The organism is Aquimarina agarilytica ZC1 (assembly GCF_000255455.1).
Lineage (GTDB): Bacteria > Bacteroidota > Bacteroidia > Flavobacteriales > Flavobacteriaceae > Aquimarina > Aquimarina agarilytica.
Genome location: NZ_JH621251.1, coordinates 91,171 through 105,735 on the forward strand (window position 1 = coordinate 91,171; position 14,565 = coordinate 105,735).

The following is a 14,565-nucleotide window of genomic DNA, read 5'->3' on the forward strand; positions in this document are numbered from 1 at the left end:
ATCATTCTTGATCAAGGAATGATACCATTTTGGTTTATACTATTTTTCTAATCTCATGAACAAAATAAAATTATTGCTACTCATTTCAAGCTTACTGCTACTTATTAGCTGTGATCAATTTTACTGTGTTCAATACACTATTAATAATACTTCTAACAATGATATCATCGTTAAATTTTATGATAAAGAATATAACCTTGATAGCAACACGGTAACACTTAAAAGCAAGCAACAATTCATAATTTATGAAGATTTTGGTTCTGGCGAAACTTCCAATTCATTCTTAAAAAAAATTTCAAGCATTACTTTAGATTCCTTATCAATTAGGAATACAACTAATAAGCATTATCGACTAAACTCTAAACAAATTAATCTTTGGATTAAAAAAAAACAGACCAAAAATGATACCTGCGCTAGTCTTGAACTTATAGTAACAAATACGGATTTTAACTAATCAAATATCATTATCCCATTTCAATTATTAAAAATGTTCCGGAAAAATAGTATTTTCGAACTTCTAAATACCACAAAGAATGAAAAGTATCATACTACCTTTATTTATATGCATTAGTACTATAGCTACCGCTCAAAAAAAGAAAGATTTACTTGACGAAATAAACAAATTAAAGTCAAATTTAAGAGAAGAGAAAGCTCGTGCTGATAAAGCAGAAAGTAGCAATAAAAATATGCTTACAAAACTTGATTTTGCAAACAGTCAAGTGGATGAAGTGAAACATGAAAATGAAACATTACTAAAAACAATTAACAATTTTGCATCGGTTACCAAGCAAAAAACTGCGAATGTGGAATCTAGTCTTAAAACAATTAAAGAAAAAGATGCCCAACTAAAAGTAGTGAATGATGCCCTTACCGAAGCTGAAGAAACTCGATTAGCTCAATTACAAACTTTTAAAGGAAAACTAAATACGATAGGAAAAGTAGGCATTCAAAATAATCAATTGGTGCTAAGTATACCTAACACCGAACTTTTTTTAGCTGTTGATGGTGATGGAACCCTAAGTGAAAAAGGAAAAATGAGTTTGCAAAAAATTGCCGAAGTACTCAAAGCCAATACTCAATATTTTATCATTATTGAAGGGAATAGTAACGCTATTGAATTTAAAACAGAAAAAGCCCTTAATAATTGGGATTTAAGTGCTAGGCAAGCTGCTGCCATTGCTCATAGCTTACAAATAGATCATGAAATTGAACCTAAGCGTTTAAAAGTTACTAGTAACGGGGAACATGGCACAACTGGGGTGGAAACTGTAACTAAAATTATTATTGATGCCCAGTTTGATGATTTCTTTAGTTTAATAAAGGATCGTATGAAGAAGTAATTCTGAGATAGTTTGTAAATTTGCAGCTTATAAATTTCACATGAGTTACTTACTTTGTATTGAAACCAGTACTACTAATTGTTCTGTAGCGCTTTCGCTGAAGGGTAATATTGTTAGCTTTAAAGAGGATAATAGTAAAAATTATTCTCATGCCGAAAGCCTACATGTATTTATTGAAGCTCTTTTAGCAGAAGCTAAAGTAAGCTTACAACAAATTGATGCCATTGTAGTAAGTAAAGGGCCTGGATCATATACAGGCCTTAGAATTGGAGTTTCGGCAGCAAAAGGACTATGCTATGCCTTGGATATACCTCTTATATCCATAAATACGCTTGAAAGTTTAGCTCATCAAACAACTCACTCTACTACTCCATCATTTATTGTTCCCATGCTAGATGCTCGACGGATGGAAGTATACACCGCTACCTATAATAACCATTATGATTGCCTAGATACTACTCACGCAAAAATTTTAGATGAGACAAGTTATATGGTATTACTAGATAAACAAAAAACTATTTTTATTGGTAACGGGGTCACTAAATTTAAAGAGATTTGTACGCATAATAATGCTGTTATTATCGAGGATGCACTTCCTTCTGCCAAACAATTAGGAAAATTAGGTTATCAAAAATTTCAAAATAATGACTTTGATGATGTTGCTTACTTTGAGCCTTATTATTTAAAAGATTTTGTGGCAGGCAAACCCAAACAGAAAAAACAGTAAAAGAGTCAAATCAACTTAAAACTGATTAAAATACTCCAAACTAACCACATTATAGGAACCTCTACCTTCAAAATGATTAGCATCATCAGTTGATAGTGTGATATCCTTTTTATTGTTATTTGTATAATATTCTACTATATTTTGAGTGTTCAAAGGTAAAACTGCTTGATCATTTAAACCTTGGTAAAATAATATCGGCGTCACAGGAATCCAAGCATTGCCTACATAGGTATTCTCTTTTATCGCATTTTCAACTACGGTATCATTTGAAGACACAAAACCTAAAGCAAATTCGGGATTCAATAATTCCTTATAAGTCGCTGGTAAATTATCTAAAATTTGTTGCGTATTAAATGCTCCATCAAATAAGCCATTTTTAATAGCCTCTGCATATGGTTCGGCAAAAATAGCATTAGTAGGTCTTTTAAAAAAGAATGTATTATACGAATCAAAAATTAAGGGAACAAACTCATTTAAAGGAAGCTCATTAGTTATTACAAACTTTAACACCTGCGAAAAGGCATTTAAATCATAAGCTCCGGCACCACACGCGGCAGCTGTTATTTTAAACTCTTTACGCGCTTCAATTAATCGGGTTAAAGCTAAATTGGACAAGCCCCCTTCCGAATACCCCGATAAAAATAATTTTAAAGGTTTTTCAATATTTTCCTTTTCTAAAAATTCATAACCTGCCTGTATAAAATCATATGCAGATACCGCCAATTTATCGGGAATATTATAAGGATGCTTCTCCTCTTTTGAAAGTCCAAAACCTGCATAATCTGCTGCAAACACAATATAGCCATTCGCCGCTAAAAATGAGAAAAAATTAAAAGTCCCTGTTTCCGTATTGTTGTAATTTGTTGTTCGATCTGCTTCTAAAAAAACAGTTCCGGGCTGGTAACTAATTACTCCTTTTATAGCTATATCACTAGTTGGTAATAGTACAATACCAGAATTTATTATTTTCTCCCCAAATCCATTGAGCGTTTTATAAGCTACATCATATACATCAATATCCGAATCAACAAACCTTTCCACTTTGGTTAAACGTTCATTCGTAAATTTAAAATCAATAATCTCTTGACTTGTAAAACTTTTTCCAAAAGAGGAAGCTACCATAACTTTAGGTATTGGTTTATTGGGCACATCGAACACATAGGAGCATGATGCCATTAAAAATAGTATACTCGTTACTAAAATAGGGAAGCTAAACTTTTTAACTAATTCCATAGGATATAAATTTATTTTACACCAACTAACTGATTATTAGTTAATTTAATTATTTTTCACATCAATAAAAAGCTGAAAAAACAAAAAAAATGTCACTATTTTCGGACAAATATAGTTGTCATTCCCCTATATATTACTCCAATTTACAACTCAAAATTAAGGTTTCTCTTTCGTTATGTCCAGCAACAAAACCTTCTTGTAAAGGCTCCATTATCGCTGTAGATTCTATGCTATTAAAACCATTTGATCGTAATAATTCTATAATTTCATCATTTGATTTAATTGAAAAGCCATATTTGGTAACAGGGAATTTTTCTAAATTATGTTTTGGTCGAACAGCAATAATTAGTTCTCCTTCTTTTTTAAGCACTCGCTTCAATTCATATAAAACTTTTACATGATCTTCCCAAAAATAAAACGTATTGATAGTTATTATTTTATCAAATCTAGCGGTATCAAATGGCAAATCCTTAATATCAGCTTTTACAAAATTAACTTGACCTTGGGCTATAAAATCTTTATTTATTTCGGAAGCTAATTGCACCATATCACCAGAATAATCACAACCTACATAATTAATATGCTCCCCTACACAAACTATATTTTTAACAAAAAAACCATTCCCCATACCTATTTCAAGAATAGTTTCATTTGCTTGCGGATCTAAAACTGCTATAGCATGCAGGTTCATCGACTTGTTTCCTACATTCATTCTTTCGGCAACTTTTATACCATCTGCTCCTTCTGGCTTTCTTAATTGTGCCGCTATTTTTTTAAAATCGGGTGTTGTGATTTGATCTTCCAATGTTTCTTAATTTAGTAGTACTTAAAGCTACTAAAATAGTTCTAACTTACAAGCACCAGTCAATGAAAGTTGTTGATCTTGAGTATAACCTACAATCTGTAATTCATTAAGGGTATATTTAGAGTCTAAATCAAAATCAATCGTTCCGGATTTTATTTTTAAAGACGCTACTGTTTTTTTGTCTAAAACAATATATGCATCAGTAAGTACTTTATTTCTATTTTCTCCTCGTTTAACCGAAGTTACTTTTTCTTTAAGTACTAAAACAACACTTAAATTATCATCCAATCCACTTTCTACAGTATAATCAACACTAATTTTATTACTTCCTTTTACAGGGTTAAACAACCTAATTTTTGATGTGAACTTTTTGTTATTTAGTTTTTGTAATAGATTAGTTAATGATTTTACATCCGAACCTACAATATGCTGATCTCCATTAATAACCAATTGAGGTGTGTAAATCGAATTGCCACCAAATTTTTGCCCATACTTATATTGATATTGCGAATATGTTGCTTTGCTAAATGGATCCTTCCAACCCAAACGATCCCAATAATCAACGTGGTAGGCCAAAGTAATAATTTCACCTCCATGAGCACTTTCTGCTACTTTTTTTAATAATTGATCTGCTCTAGGACAACTGCTACAACCTTGTGAAGTAAACAGTTCTAAAACTATGTTAGCTTGTTGTGCACTTAATACTATTGAATTTAAAACTAAAAAAACGGCTATAGATATCTTTTTCATATATAAATAGACGTTATACCAGTTTACCCATTACAAGAACACCAAACTACCACTTATTTTTACTATAAAATGCATTCTAAACTTAAAAAAGGGGCTGTTACAACTAACATCCCCTTAATACAAATAAATAAATTACTCTATTATTAATCGTTTAACATAGCTTTTGCCTTCATGTTTTAGTAGCGTTATATACACACCTGCACTAATTTTATTCAAATGAATAGCTATTTCATTTTTACCAATTAAAGGAGTTGTTTTTATACTTTCAACTAACCTACCTTCTAAATCGTAAACCTCTAATGTAGGCTTAGTAAAATTTAAATGCGCGGATTTAATAGTAAAACTTCCATTAACAGTTGGATTAGGATAATAGGTTACAAACTCAGATTCTCCTTTTTCAATATCGCCGGCATCATTTACTCCCAATATAATATTACCTCTATAAATTCCTTTGGCCCATGCACTTCCCTTTAAAGCCAACCAAAATTCATTGGTATTTTCTGTATCGGGTTTAAGATCTGTGATTACGTTAGGTTGTCCTAAGTTATTTGCTATTTTTTCCCAAGTATTCCCTCCATCTAATGACAGGTATGCCCCCGGATTAAAAACAGTTACATTTTTCCTTTTCTTATCCTGTAAAGGCACATTTACTGTAATAATTTTAGGATCAATTGGTGAGGTTTCTGTCTGCCAAACATAAGGCATATCAAATATTTTTTTCCATGTAGTTCCTTCATCAGCACTTTTCCAAACACCTCCTTCATTTGGATCATTACTTTCAAATTGACCACATGAAATATAAATATCATTTACATTATTTTCATTTTTGTGTGTATCTACAAATACATTATTCACCGATTTTATAACGGAAGGGATGGTAACTTTGCTCCATACTTGACCACTATTATCCGAAAAATAAAGTCCTCCTTTAGTACCAGAGCTACTTATATTTAAAGCAGCATACATTTGCCATGGCTTACCTGGGTGAAATGTAATTCGTCTTACACTTGGCTTTTGGGGTAAGCCTTTGTTTGAAGCTACCCAAGTTGTACCACCATCAAAACTTCGTCGTATTCCTAAATCTGCATCCCGAGTCACTTTTCTAAAGGAAGCATTTACCTCTGCCACTGGATTTTCCATGACACAAAAATACATACGATCTGCATTATCAGGTCTAATCAACAAATTATATTGAAAAATATGCTTTTGAGACTCACTTGTACCCGTATAGTCACCTTCAAACGGAAATGCTACATTATTCCATGTTTTACCACCATCTGTAGATTTACGCAACTGTCCGCGATGTTTTTGTCTAAATTGCAAAGTAAAAATAGTATTCGGATCATTGGGATGTACTGCAACTGACGCTATTGAATGAGCTCCTCCGGGGTTATTCTGGCCTTCAATTTGCTCAACGGCAACTGTTAATTCATCTGCTTTAGCATAATCATCATGAGGAACTGTTTTCCACAAACCATGTTCACCAGAGCATAAAAGCTTTCTGCCTTTTACACCAGTTTCCAATAAAATAAATCGTCCTGGCAAATTACTATCACCTCGACCAATCCATTTATTACTTCCGGGTGAAGTTTCAATATCATCAATTTGTTCCCATGTTTTTCCATTATCCCTTGATCGGAATGTTTGTTGATCAATACTGGTAAATACTTCTCCTTTGGTATTAATTTCTAAAAATCTACATCCCGAAGATTCATTTCCGCTTTGCATCTCTCTTTCTAAATGTGCAAATTTTGTATTCACATCATTAGGACTATTTCTAGCAGTCCAATAATCATCATCCCTACTTCCTTTCCAATAAGTACCTGTTCGCACACACGGAAACCAATTTATACCTCCATCCTCTGTTTTCCATACATCACCAGGTCCAAAACTAAAATCATGTTTGGAATTAAATGATATATACAATTCTTTTGCATTTTTAGGATTAACCACTAATCGATTGTAAACTGATAGTATAGTTGTTTCAGGAAGTTTACTATATGTTTTTTGAGCTTCTCCTTTATTCATTCCCAACCAATAAGAAACCGCGCGGTAATACTTATCTACTGCAAAAAAATTATCCACACCATTAGGTTGATCTACTCCTCCACTATTTGCCGAAGTAAAACGTACTCCTAAATTACCTGTAACACTAGTCCAAGTAGCTCCAAAATCATTACTTTTAAATACACCACCTGTTGCTTTAATCGAATTCCCATTAGGTTCATATTGGGTTTGCTCTACTAAAAATAACGTTGTTTTTAATTTTTTGGGATTTGTATTATCCACATAATAATCCATATCCCTAGGTAAATTATGAGGCAGTCCTTTTCCTGAATCCGCTTCCCATGTAAGCCCTTTATCGGTACTTTTATACAATCCAAAATTTGTTGCGGCAATAATCCTATTTGAATTTGAAGGATCAACAATAATAACTCCTACAGATAAATCATCCTTATGAGCTGGATCAACAATAACCGGTTCCCATGAGGTTCCCTTATTGGTACTACGATAAATATGACCATAAGCTATAAAACGATCGATGTTACCTTGTGGATTAGCTTTGGTACGATGGTAGCCTTTAACATTCCAAAAATCACCTGCACCTATGTACCAATTATTATCATTAGAAGGGTCAACGACTAATTCAGAATGTCTTCCTTCAATAAGTTCTTCTATTTTGTCCCAACTTTTCCCTTTGTTTGTAGTCTTAAATAAAAAACCACGCACATTAGTAGCATAACCTAAATTGGGATTTTGATGTGAAAAAGTAATGGCTTGAACGCGTCTCATTCCTTGACTATCTCCATCTATCTCTTTAATAGTTTGCCAACTTTCACCATTATCAAAACTACCATAAGAGTTTGATAAATCTGGAGACATATAAAAACAAGTTGGGTCTGTAGGATGTATCCAAAACTCCTCACAATATCCTGAATTTCCTGGCCCAAATTGTCGCCATTCAAAATTAGAAGAAGAAAGTTGCTTTTTTGATTTTAAATTATCGAAATAATCTTGATCGAGCGTTTGCGCATATGAAGTACAGGCAAGTACTCCTACACACGCAAAGTGTAAAATTGATTTCATTGTATTTTGGTTTTTTGGTTTTGTCCCTACATAACATTTCAAAAAACTAATTAGTATCTACACATTGAACGAATTATACCACACAAGTAAATTTTAATAGAACGTATGTTTTTATTAAAAAATTAACATTATTACAATTATAAAAAAAATCTTACAAGGAGTGGTAGGGATAATTCTTTGAGATGCGTATTACATTAAATTATTTATTTTATGAAAACATCATCACTGCTAGAACATGCTCCAAAAAATAGTAGTATTAATGGCAGTAACTTAAAGTTGCGGTAGTTTATTATCATTGCCATAAATTAAAGTGCAAAAATATAAACAACTACAAACCAGAAACTTTTAAACAAAAAAGAGGCTATCTTTTCAGACAGCCTCTATGCTATTAAATATAAATTTCAATTAACCTCCAAAGTCATCAAAACGAACATTTTCTTTTGGCACACCAAAATCATCAGCCATTTTTTCAACAGCTTTATTCATTAATGGTGGTCCACAGAAATAGAATTCAATATCTTCTGGAGCATCGTGTTTTGATAAGTAGTTATCAATTACTACTTGGTGTACAAAACCTACAAAACCATCACCTTCACCATCTAAACCATCTTTAGTTTTCCAGTTATCTTCCTCCATTGGTTCTGATAATGCAATGTAAAACTTAAAGTTAGGAAAATCACGTTCCAAAGCTCTAAAGTGTTCTGTGTAGAACAATTCACGTTTTGAACGTCCACCGTACCAGTAGGATACTTTACGACCAGACTTTAATGTACGGAATAAGTGGTATAAGTGAGAACGCATTGGTGCCATACCGGCTCCTCCACCTACATAAATCATTTCGGCTTCACTGTGATTAATAAAGAATTCACCGTAAGGACCAGAAATGACACACTTATCACCTTTTTTCAATGAGAATACGTATGATGAAGCTACCCCTGGATTCACATCTGCCCAACCACCTTTCACTCTATCAAAAGGAGGAGTTGCAATACGAACGTTCAACATAATTTCACGTCCTTCTGCTGGGTAAGAAGCCATTGAGTAGGCACGCTCAACCATTTCTGGATTAGTCATTTTTAAATCCCAAAGTTTGAATTTATCCCACTCTAATTGGAATTTATCAGGCGTCTCATGTTCTTCAGGGTGTGCTGTAATATCGATATCTTTAAAATCAACAGTACATTTTGGTACTTCGATTTGAATATACCCTCCTGCTTCATAATCCATATCTTCAGGAATCTCAACTACAAATTCCTTAATAAATGAAGCTACGTTATAGTTACGTACCACAGTAGCCTCCCACTTTTTAATTCCAAAAATTTCTTCTGGAACTTTGATTACCATATCAGATTTTACTTTAACCTGACATCCTAAACGCCATCCTGCTGCGGCTTCTTTACGTGTAAAGTGAGGCTCCTCAGTAGGTAGTAAATCTCCACCACCTTCTAATACCTGACATTTACATTGTACACATGTACCACCACCACCACAAGCAGATGGTAAAAATATTTTATTGTTTCCTAAAGTACTTAACAATGAATTCCCTGAAGATACTTCGATCTCATCTCCTCCATTGATTTTAAGTTTCACTGGCCCCGAAGGCGAAAGCTTTTCTTTTGCAAATAAAAGGATACCAACTAAAATCAACGTAAGTAGTAAAAAGGCTACCACCGTTGCAATAATTGTTCCTCCTGTACTAGCTGCTAATATCATGTTATTGCTTATTTGTTGTATTTAACACCATTTCCTTAGATTCATCTAAAAGCTCTTCCGCTTCTGCTTGAACCTCTTCTTTTACTGGCTTTTTATTTCCTTCATCACCAGTTAACATTCCTCCAAAACTCATAAAGCCAATAGCCATAAGTCCTGTTAAAATAAATGTAATTCCTAAACCTCTTAATGGCGCAGGCACATTTGAATATCTGATTTTTTCGCGAATAGCTGCAATAGCTAAAATTGCTAAAAACCAACCAATTCCTGAACTAACTCCATAATTTAAGGCCATTCCTAAAGTAGGAATTTCACGAGATTGCATAAATAATGAACCTCCTAAAATAGCACAGTTTACAGCAATTAAAGGTAAAAAGATACCTAATGAATTGTATAATGATGGTGAAAATTTTTCTACTACTATTTCTACTAATTGTACCATAGTTGCAATGGTAGCAATGAATAAAATAAAGGACAAGAAACTCAAATCATAACTAGCATACTCTGCTCCTAACCATGATAATGCTCCTTCTTTTAACACATAAGTATCCAACAACCAGTTCACAGGTACAGTAATTGCCATTACAAAAATAACTGCTGCTCCCAAACCTACTGCTGTTGATACTTTTTTAGACACTGCAAGATATGAACACATCCCAAGGAAGGTTGCAAATACCATGTTATCTATAAATATAGACTTAAAAAATAATTCTAAATGTTCCATTATATCTTATACTTTTAAGTTCTTAACTTTCAATTAATGATTTATTTCTACTACGTTGGATCCAAATAATGATACCTACAGTAATCAAGGCCATTGGCGCTAATAACATAAAACCATTATTTTCATAACCAATTGCATACAATCCTGTTTTTCCGATTGGATCACCTAAAACTTTAAATCCTAATAAAGTACCAGAACCTAATAATTCACGGAAAAAACCTACTATGATCAATATTAAACCATAACCTGCAGCATTACCAATTCCATCAAGGAATGATTTCCAAGGACCGTTACCCAAAGCAAAAGCTTCGAAACGTCCCATGATAATACAGTTGGTAATGATTAATCCAACAAATACTGATAATTGTTTACTTAACTCATAAGCAAAAGCTTTAAGTACTAAATCCACAACAATCACTAAAGTTGCAACTACAACTAGTTGAACAATAATTCTAATTTTTGAAGGAATAATGTTACGCATTAATGAAATCACAACATTACCCATTGCTAATACAAACATTACTGCCAATGCCATTACAATTGACGCTTTTAATTGCGCTGTAATTGCTAAGGCTGAACAAATACCCAGTACTTGAATTGTAATTGGGTTATTATCAAACAGAGGATCTGTCATTAAACCTTTATTCTGCTTTGAGAACAACGGCTCTTTTGCTTTTACTTCTTTTTCTGCTACTTCAGCCATGACTAGTTTGGTTTTACAGTTTCAAAATAAGGAATGTATAACTTTAAGTCTGATTTAATCATTGCCGTAACACCATCACCTGTAATGGTAGCACCTGCAATTGCATCAACTTTGTTATCTCCTTTTCTTTGGTTAGTTGGATCATTATTTCCTTTAGCTACAGTAATACCTTTGTATTCTGCTCCACTATAAATACTTTCTCCTTTAAAATCTTCATAAAAGAATGCTTCTTTAATGTTAGCTCCTAAACCTGGTGTTTCTCCTTTGTGATCAAAGAAAGCTCCTTTTACCGTTTTTAGATCTCCTTCTAAAGCTACGTAACCCCATATGGCATCCCAAAGTCCTTTTCCATATAAAGGCACTACATATGATTTTTTTCCATCAACTGTTCCTATATACAATGGTAACTTACGAACATAACCTGCTTCTTTTGCTTTCTGTCCTTCTTTTTTAACATCAATATCAAAAGCATCACTTGATTTTGTTGCCTTTGATCCTTCAATGATATATTGGTTTTCACCTATATATTGAGAAAAAATTTTATCTGCCTCATTAGCATCTACTGGAGAGTTTGCATCTTCGGCATTTTTTGTTAATGTTGCTTTGGTGATTCCCATAGCAAACAAAATATTTTGTTTTTTCTCTTTCTTCTTATTCTCCTTAATGTTTGCATTTAATGATCCGAAAAGACCTGCTAACACGGTTCCTACTACTACTACCATTCCGACAGCAAATAGTAAGGTATATGAATTTTTTTCAGTATTTACTGCCATCGTTATGCTGTTTTAACTTTTAAACGTTTTAATCTCTTGTTTATGTTACCTTGAACTACATAATGATCAATAGTTGGTGCAAAAACATTCATTAATAAGATCGCTAACATAATTCCTTCTGGATATGCTGGATTAAATACACGGATCATTACTGCGAAAAATCCGATTAAGAATCCATACCAAACCTTCCCTTTATTTGTTTGTGCTCCAGATACGGGATCTGTTGCCATAAATGTAATACCAAAAGCAAAACCTCCTATTAATAAATGATTCCAAAATGGCAGGTTCATTAAGTCATAAAACTTACTCCCTTCGGTAATCCATCCTTGAGCAATAACTCCATTAAAGATTAATCCCATAGCTAAAGCTCCAACAATCCCACTAGCTATAATTCTCCAACTTGCAATTTTCGAAAAAATCAAAATCAGAGCTCCTAAAGCAATTAACAAGGTAGACGTTTCTCCTACCGAACCTGGAATAAAACCAAAAAATGCTTCGTCCATTCCATAGGTTAAATCTTTCTTCTGCGCAAGCATACCTAACATAGTCTCACCAGAAATAGCATCGGGTGTACCTACTCTATTAACAGCATCGTGTACCCAAACTTTATCACCACTCATCCAAGTTGGGTAAGCAAAGAATAAAAATGCTCTAATTGTTAAGGCCGGGTTTAATACATTCATTCCCGTTCCTCCAAATACTTCCTTTCCGATAACAACACCAAAAGCTACTGCTATTGATAACATCCATAATGGTGTATCAATAGGTACAATTAAAGGCACTAACATTCCTGTTACCAAATATCCTTCTTCAACTTCGTGTTTTTTGATTACAGCAAATAAAAACTCAATTGCCAAACCAACTACATAAGACACAATTACTAAAGGAAGTACTTTTTTTGCTCCTATTAACAAGTTATCTAAAGTGAAAAAATACTTTAAATGATCAAAGAATGATACAAACTCAGGTGTCCCACCAGCGATAGCTGAATAATGTTGGTAACCTGCATTAAACATTCCCCAAATTAAACAAGGAACCATGGCTAAAATCACCATATTCATTGTTCTTTTTAAATCATCGGCACCACGCACATGTGCTCCCGCATGCGTAGTCTCATTAGGCAAGTACAAAAACGTATGGATTGCGTTAAACGCAGGCGCCATTTTAGTGCCTTTGTACTGCTCTTTTAAATTATGTAATTTATTTTTTAAGCTCATCTTTCCGTCTTTTAACCAATTTCTTTATACATAAGATCCAAACCTTTACGTACTATCTCTTGGTGGTTTTGTTTAGAAACACACACAAATTCAGTTAACGCAAAATCCTCAGGTGCTATTTCATAAGCGCCTAATTTCTCCATTTCATCTAAGTCATTGTAGCTAAATGCTTTTAATAACTGTAATGGATAAATATCTAAAGGAAACACTTCTTCATAGTTACCTGTAACTACAAAAGCTCTGTGCTCACCATTAGTATTTGTATTTAAATCGTATTTTTTCTTTGGAAATAACCAAGAAAAAGTCAAGGCTCTAGAATAACTAATTTTGTTAAAAATTGGTTTATTCCATCCGAAAAATTCATAATCATTTCCTTCTGGAATTACAGTAAACGTATCAACGGTTGATGCTAAATGTCCATCAGGTGCAACAGTTATACCTGTTAATACATTACCATTAATCATACGCACATTATCACCATTAATACCTGCATCATAAGCAAAAGTTGATACCTCAGCACCAATTTTAGTCTCGTAATACTTAGGTGATTTTACAGATGAACCTGCAACCGCAATTTTACGTGTTGCATTATACTTCCCTGTAAGCAATAACTCTCCAATAATCACCAAATCTTGAGCAGAAACTACCCAAACAATTTCTCCCTTATTAATAGGATCAACCTTAGCGATTTGTGTACTCACATTTCCTATAGGGTGCGGCCCACTTAATGTATGCACCTCAGCATTACCCACTTTTGCAAGTGGTGATGCTTGGTTATTTACCGAAACATGTACTTTACCTGAAGTTAATTTAGATAAAGCTGTAATGGCTGCATCCAATTCATTTTCTTTTCCAGCTAAAACATAATCCAAATCCGCAGCCAAAGGTGCACTATTGTGTCCCGATACAAAAATAGCCTTAGGAGCTACTTCTGGATTTGCTATAATGTCATACGGGCGTTGCTTAATAAACGGCCAACATCCAGCTTGTAATAAGTGTGATTTTACTTGATCACCACTCATTGAGGCTACATTTTTAGCTCCAAAATCCTCATATTGTTGTTCCTTATCCGCAAGTACTTTAAAAGAAAGGATTTTTCTTTTAGCACCACGCACAATTTCAACAACCTCACCACTCACTGGCGAATTGAAAAGGATTTGATCGTTAGATTTGGAATAGAAAAGCGGAGAACCTGCTTTTACTTCTGTACCAACCTTAGCGATAATTTTAGGGATTACTCCATGAAAATCGTCTGGGTTGATGGCATAGGTATTACTTTTTATTGCCTGAGCCAATTGCTTTTCAGCAGCTCCTTGCAAACTAATATCTAAGCCTTTCTTAATACGAATGTCTTTTGACATATTTGTAGTCTGTATATTTAACTTAAAAACCGCACAAATTTAGTGATAATTTCAGGCTCTGTAAAACAACTATACCTACTTATTATTATTTAAAACAACTCTAAATAAAGTACTTTCCTATAACTAATTCAATAT

The 14,565-nt window shown here is 33.4% G+C and carries 13 protein-coding genes; 3 read left to right on the forward strand and 10 right to left on the reverse strand.

All coding sequences use genetic code 11. From position 1 onward, the window contains the following. Window positions 1-55: 55 nt before the first annotated feature. The 3 genes from KQA_RS0204960 (at window position 56) to tsaB (ending at window position 2,067) form a co-directional block, all read left to right on the forward strand. Window positions 56-454 (forward strand): hypothetical protein, encoded by a 399-nt coding sequence (locus KQA_RS0204960; RefSeq protein ID WP_010178718.1) that lies wholly within the window; start codon window positions 56-58, stop codon window positions 452-454. A 79-nt stretch (window positions 455-533) separates the two neighbouring features. Then, window positions 534-1,340: an OmpA/MotB family protein gene (locus KQA_RS0204965; RefSeq protein WP_010178720.1), complete on the forward strand. Its 807-nt coding sequence runs from the start codon at window positions 534-536 to the stop codon at window positions 1,338-1,340. A gap of 40 nt (window positions 1,341-1,380) precedes the next feature. Further along, complete coding sequence (gene tsaB / locus KQA_RS0204970) at window positions 1,381-2,067, forward strand: tRNA (adenosine(37)-N6)-threonylcarbamoyltransferase complex dimerization subunit type 1 TsaB (protein WP_010178721.1); 687 nt, start codon at window positions 1,381-1,383, stop codon at window positions 2,065-2,067. Window positions 2,068-2,082: 15 nt separating this feature from the next. On the opposite strand, the gene KQA_RS19495 is transcribed toward tsaB, so the two are convergent. The 10 genes from KQA_RS19495 to KQA_RS0205020 all read right to left on the reverse strand — a co-directional run bounded on the left by KQA_RS19495 (window position 2,083) and on the right by KQA_RS0205020 (window position 14,430). Next, entirely contained in the window at window positions 2,083-3,300 is a 1,218-nt protein-coding gene (locus tag KQA_RS19495) for an alpha/beta hydrolase family protein (protein ID WP_010178723.1), read from the reverse strand. Between the two features lie 133 nt (window positions 3,301-3,433). After that, a complete protein-coding gene (locus KQA_RS0204980; protein ID WP_010178725.1) occupies window positions 3,434-4,105 on the reverse strand; it encodes a class I SAM-dependent methyltransferase in 672 nt (223 codons plus the stop codon). A 30-nt stretch (window positions 4,106-4,135) separates the two neighbouring features. Then, the gene (locus tag KQA_RS0204985; RefSeq protein ID WP_010178727.1) at window positions 4,136-4,855 is read right to left on the reverse strand and encodes a DUF1223 domain-containing protein; all 720 of its coding nucleotides are present in this window, start codon (window positions 4,853-4,855) and stop codon (window positions 4,136-4,138) included. 132 nt (window positions 4,856-4,987) lie between these two features. Continuing rightward, the gene (locus KQA_RS18550) at window positions 4,988-7,942 is read right to left on the reverse strand and encodes a T9SS type A sorting domain-containing protein (RefSeq protein ID WP_010178729.1); all 2,955 of its coding nucleotides are present in this window, start codon (window positions 7,940-7,942) and stop codon (window positions 4,988-4,990) included. A gap of 405 nt (window positions 7,943-8,347) precedes the next feature. Further along, window positions 8,348-9,655 (reverse strand): NADH:ubiquinone reductase (Na(+)-transporting) subunit F, encoded by a 1,308-nt coding sequence (gene nqrF, locus KQA_RS0204995; RefSeq protein WP_010178731.1) that lies wholly within the window; start codon window positions 9,653-9,655, stop codon window positions 8,348-8,350. Window position 9,656: 1 nt separating this feature from the next. Continuing rightward, complete coding sequence (nqrE, locus tag KQA_RS0205000; RefSeq protein ID WP_010178732.1) at window positions 9,657-10,376, reverse strand: NADH:ubiquinone reductase (Na(+)-transporting) subunit E; 720 nt, start codon at window positions 10,374-10,376, stop codon at window positions 9,657-9,659. Between the two features lie 22 nt (window positions 10,377-10,398). After that, on the reverse strand, window positions 10,399-11,079 hold the full coding sequence (locus KQA_RS0205005) for an NADH:ubiquinone reductase (Na(+)-transporting) subunit D (protein ID WP_010178734.1): 681 nt from the start codon (window positions 11,077-11,079) through the stop codon (window positions 10,399-10,401). Window positions 11,080-11,081: 2 nt separating this feature from the next. Further along, on the reverse strand, window positions 11,082-11,852 hold the full coding sequence (locus KQA_RS0205010; RefSeq protein WP_010178736.1) for a Na(+)-translocating NADH-quinone reductase subunit C: 771 nt from the start codon (window positions 11,850-11,852) through the stop codon (window positions 11,082-11,084). A 2-nt stretch (window positions 11,853-11,854) separates the two neighbouring features. After that, entirely contained in the window at window positions 11,855-13,069 is a 1,215-nt protein-coding gene (locus KQA_RS0205015) for an NADH:ubiquinone reductase (Na(+)-transporting) subunit B (protein ID WP_010178738.1), read from the reverse strand. 11 nt (window positions 13,070-13,080) lie between these two features. Further along, on the reverse strand, window positions 13,081-14,430 hold the full coding sequence (locus KQA_RS0205020; RefSeq protein WP_010178740.1) for a Na(+)-translocating NADH-quinone reductase subunit A: 1,350 nt from the start codon (window positions 14,428-14,430) through the stop codon (window positions 13,081-13,083). Between the last annotated feature and the right edge of the window lie 135 nt (window positions 14,431-14,565).

What these genes read in the sequence shown, in the direction of transcription:
- KQA_RS0204960 (WP_010178718.1), top strand. Translation starts at nt 56, where the DNA reads ATGAACAAAATAAAATTATTGCTACTCATTTCAAGCTTACTGCTACTT.
- KQA_RS0204965 (WP_010178720.1), top strand. Translation starts at nt 534, where the DNA reads ATGAAAAGTATCATACTACCTTTATTTATATGCATTAGTACTATAGCT.
- tsaB (WP_010178721.1), top strand. Translation starts at nt 1,381, where the DNA reads ATGAGTTACTTACTTTGTATTGAAACCAGTACTACTAATTGTTCTGTA.
- KQA_RS19495 (WP_010178723.1), bottom strand. Translation starts at nt 3,300, where the DNA reads ATGGAATTAGTTAAAAAGTTTAGCTTCCCTATTTTAGTAACGAGTATA.
- KQA_RS0204985 (WP_010178727.1), bottom strand. Translation starts at nt 4,855, where the DNA reads ATGAAAAAGATATCTATAGCCGTTTTTTTAGTTTTAAATTCAATAGTA.
- KQA_RS18550 (WP_010178729.1), bottom strand. Translation starts at nt 7,942, where the DNA reads ATGAAATCAATTTTACACTTTGCGTGTGTAGGAGTACTTGCCTGTACT.
- nqrF (WP_010178731.1), bottom strand. Translation starts at nt 9,655, where the DNA reads ATGATATTAGCAGCTAGTACAGGAGGAACAATTATTGCAACGGTGGTA.
- nqrE (WP_010178732.1), bottom strand. Translation starts at nt 10,376, where the DNA reads ATGGAACATTTAGAATTATTTTTTAAGTCTATATTTATAGATAACATG.
- KQA_RS0205005 (WP_010178734.1), bottom strand. Translation starts at nt 11,079, where the DNA reads ATGGCTGAAGTAGCAGAAAAAGAAGTAAAAGCAAAAGAGCCGTTGTTC.
- KQA_RS0205010 (WP_010178736.1), bottom strand. Translation starts at nt 11,852, where the DNA reads ATGGCAGTAAATACTGAAAAAAATTCATATACCTTACTATTTGCTGTC.
- KQA_RS0205015 (WP_010178738.1), bottom strand. Translation starts at nt 13,069, where the DNA reads ATGAGCTTAAAAAATAAATTACATAATTTAAAAGAGCAGTACAAAGGC.
- KQA_RS0205020 (WP_010178740.1), bottom strand. Translation starts at nt 14,430, where the DNA reads ATGTCAAAAGACATTCGTATTAAGAAAGGCTTAGATATTAGTTTGCAA.